The sequence below is a fragment of the Polaromonas sp. P3_C2 genome (assembly GCF_056402675.1).
Window position 1 is genome coordinate 1 of record NZ_JBFUGX010000486.1, and the last position, 3188, is coordinate 3188.

Below are 3188 nucleotides of genomic sequence, written 5' to 3' on the forward strand. Positions count from 1 at the left end.
GTCGGAACCAGGGCGATCGCCAGGACGGGCATCACGGCGTGGGCCGCGCGGCTTGCGTTCTTCGTCGGCCGGTGTTTCCACCATCTTGGCGCCTGGCGCATCGTTGCGGCCCAGCGTGTCGCCCTTGTAGACCCAGACCTTGACGCCGATCACACCATAGGTGGTCTTGGCTTCAGAGGTGCCGTAGTCGATGTCGGCGCGCAGGGTGTGAAGGGGCACGCGACCTTCGCGGTACCACTCGCAACGAGCAATTTCAATACCGTTGAGGCGGCCGGACGACATGATCTTGATGCCCAGGGCACCCAGACGCATGGCGTTTTGCATGGCGCGCTTCATCGCACGGCGGAACATGATGCGTTTTTCAAGCTGCTGCGTGATGCTGTCAGCGATGAGCTTGGCATCAATTTCAGGCTTGCGAACTTCTTCGATGTTCACGGCGACCGGCACGCCCAGCTGGCGGCTCAGTTCTTTCTTGAGGTTCTCGATGTCCTCGCCTTTTTTGCCGATCACGACGCCCGGACGTGCCGAGAAAATCGTGATGCGGGCATTCTTGGCGGGGCGCTCGATCAGAACGCGCGAAACCGCAGCGTTCTTGAGCTTGGCCTTCAGGTACTCGCGAACCTTGATGTCTTCAGCCAGCATGCCGGCGAAATCACGGTTGCTTGCGTACCAGCGGCTAGACCAGTTGCGGCTAACTGCAAGGCGAAACCCGGTTGGGTTGATTTTTTGTCCCATATCCTGCTGCCTTTAGTTGCCAACGACCACGTACACATGGCACGTGGGCTTGCTGATGCTGTTGCCGCGGCCTTTTGCGCGCGCGGAGAAACGCTTGAGCGTGGCACCTTGTTCGACGTAGATGGTTTTCACCTTCAGCTCGTCGATGTCGGCGCCATCGTTGTGTTCAGCGTTGGCGATGGCGGACTCCACAACCTTCTTGATGATTCCAGCAGCTTTTTTCTGCGTGAAATTCAGGATGTTGAGGGCTTGATCCACTTTCTTGCCGCGGATCAGGTCAGCGACCAGACGGCCCTTGTCGACCGACAGACGAACGCCCCGGAGGGTTGCACGTGTTTCCATGGTCTTTTCCTTACTTTCTCACAACTTTTTTATCAGCCGGATGACCTTTGAAAGTCCGGGTGAGTGCGAACTCGCCCAGCTTGTGGCCAACCATTTGATCGGTGATGTAGACAGGTACGTGCTGCTTGCCGTTGTGAACGGCGATGGTCAGGCCGATGAACTCGGGCAGGATCATGGAGCGACGCGACCAGGTCTTGATCGGCTTTTTGTCCTTGTTGGTAACGGCCTTGTCGGCTTTGGCTACCAAATGATGGTCGACAAACGGACCTTTTTTGAGTGAACGTGTCATGGGTTAGCCTTACTTCTTGCGACGCGAAACAATCATCACTTGCGTGCGCTTGTTGTTGCGGGTGCGGTAGCCCTTGGTCAGGTTACCCCATGGATCGACAGGATGACGGCCTTCGCCGGTCTTGCCTTCACCACCGCCGTGCGGGTGGTCAACCGGGTTCATCACCACACCGCGAACGGTCGGGCGAATACCCATCCAGCGCTTCACACCGGCCTTGCCGAGACGGCGCAGGCTGTGTTCTTCGTTGGCGACTTCACCGATGGTGGCGCGGCATTCGATGTGGATCTTGCGAACTTCACCGGAGCGCATACGCACCTGGGCGTAGGTACCTTCGCGGGCCAACAAGGTTGCAGAGGTGCCGGCAGAGCGGGCGATTTGCGCGCCCTTGCCGATTTGCATCTCGATGCAGTGAATCGTCGAACCGACAGGAATATTGCGGATCGGCAGAGTGTTGCCGACGCGAATCGGCGCTTCCGAACCGCTGATCAGCGTGGCACCGACTTCAAGGCCGCGGGGGGCGATGATGTAGGTGCGCTCGCCGTCGGCGTAGCAGAGCAGAGCAATGTGGGCCGTGCGGTTGGGATCGTACTCGATACGTTCGACCTTGGCCGGAATGGCGTCCTTGTTGCGCTTGAAGTCGACCACACGGTAGTGGTGCTTGTGACCACCGCCTTTGTGGCGAACCGTGATGTGCCCGTTGTTGTTACGGCCGGACTTCTGGAATTGTGGTTCCAGCAGCGGCGCGTAAGGCTCACCCTTGTGCAGGTGATCCCGGGAGATCTTCACCATCCCGCGCATGCCGGGGGAGGTGGGTTTCATTTTAATGACAGCCATTACGCAGACTCCCCACCGAGGTTGAGCTCTTGACCTGGCTTGAGCGTCACGTAGGCCTTGCGAATGTTGTCGCGGCGGCCCACGGATTTGCCAAAGCGCTTGGTCTTGCCTTTGATGTTGAGGACGGCAACCGACTGGACGTCCACCTTGAACATCAGCTGCACAGCAGCCTTGATTTCAAATTTGGTAGCGTCCTGCAGCACCTTGAAGGTCACGGCATTGGTCTTGTCCGCAATCATCGTCGCCTTTTCAGACACGATGGGAGCGACCAGGACCTGCATCAGGCGGCCTTCGTCGAATTTCAGTTTTGGAGAAGATGGGTTACGGGCGCTCATGCGAACATCTCCTTGAGTTGGTCCATGGCAGCCTTGGTGACCAGAACCTTCTTGTAGTGAACCAGCGACACCGGATCGGCGTAACGGGGCTCAACCACGAGGATGTTCACCAGATTGCGGGAAGCCAGGTACAGGTTTTCATCAACCACATCAGCGATGACCAGCACCGAGTTGAGGTTCATGGCCTTGAACTTGTCAGCCAGGACTTTCGTCTTGGGTGAATCCACAGCCAGCGAATCAACCACAGCCAGACGGCCTTCGCGCGCCAGTTGCGAGAAGATCGACGCCATGCCGGCACGATACATCTTCTTGTTGATCTTCTGCGTGAAGTTTTCGTCAGGCATGTTCGGGAAGATACGACCGCCGCCGCGCCACAGTGGCGAAGACGTCATACCAGCACGTGCACGACCGGTGCCCTTYTGTTTAAAAGGCTTCTTGGTCGAGTGACGAACCTGCTCACGGTCCTTCTGGGCCCGGGTACCCTGGCGGGCGTTGGCCTGGAAGGCCACGACCACCTGGTGAATCAGGCTTTCGTTGTATTCGCGACCAAACACGGTATCAGGCACGTCCACTTTGGACGAAGCCAGACCTTGGTCATTCAGGAGTTCGACCTGCATCAGTTCGCTCCTTTAGCAGCGGTGGTGGGCTTGGCC

The 3188-nt window shown here is 58.0% G+C and carries 6 protein-coding genes; all 6 read right to left on the reverse strand.

The annotated features are described in order from the left end of the window. A partial coding sequence (gene rpsC / locus AC1DWI_RS17600; protein ID WP_477725322.1) for a 30S ribosomal protein S3 occupies positions 1 to 735 on the reverse strand: 735 nt, incomplete at its 3' end. Positions 736 to 747: 12 nt separating this feature from the next. Further along, positions 748 to 1077, reverse strand: coding sequence for a 50S ribosomal protein L22 (gene rplV / locus AC1DWI_RS17605; RefSeq protein WP_007866508.1), 330 nt, complete (start codon positions 1075 to 1077; stop codon positions 748 to 750). 10 nt (positions 1078 to 1087) lie between these two features. Beyond that, positions 1088 to 1366 (reverse strand): 30S ribosomal protein S19, encoded by a 279-nt coding sequence (rpsS, locus tag AC1DWI_RS17610; RefSeq protein WP_007866503.1) that lies wholly within the window; start codon positions 1364 to 1366, stop codon positions 1088 to 1090. A gap of 9 nt (positions 1367 to 1375) precedes the next feature. After that, the gene (gene rplB / locus AC1DWI_RS17615; protein WP_011481232.1) at positions 1376 to 2200 is read right to left on the reverse strand and encodes a 50S ribosomal protein L2; all 825 of its coding nucleotides are present in this window, start codon (positions 2198 to 2200) and stop codon (positions 1376 to 1378) included. Next, on the reverse strand, positions 2200 to 2535 hold the full coding sequence (rplW, locus tag AC1DWI_RS17620) for a 50S ribosomal protein L23 (protein WP_457281637.1): 336 nt from the start codon (positions 2533 to 2535) through the stop codon (positions 2200 to 2202). The genes rplB and rplW overlap by 1 nt, the downstream gene beginning before the upstream one ends. After that, on the reverse strand, positions 2532 to 3152 hold the full coding sequence (gene rplD, locus AC1DWI_RS17625; protein WP_011481230.1) for a 50S ribosomal protein L4: 621 nt from the start codon (positions 3150 to 3152) through the stop codon (positions 2532 to 2534). Before rplD ends, rplW begins: the two co-directional genes overlap by 4 nt. Positions 3153 to 3188: the final 36 nt, after the last annotated feature.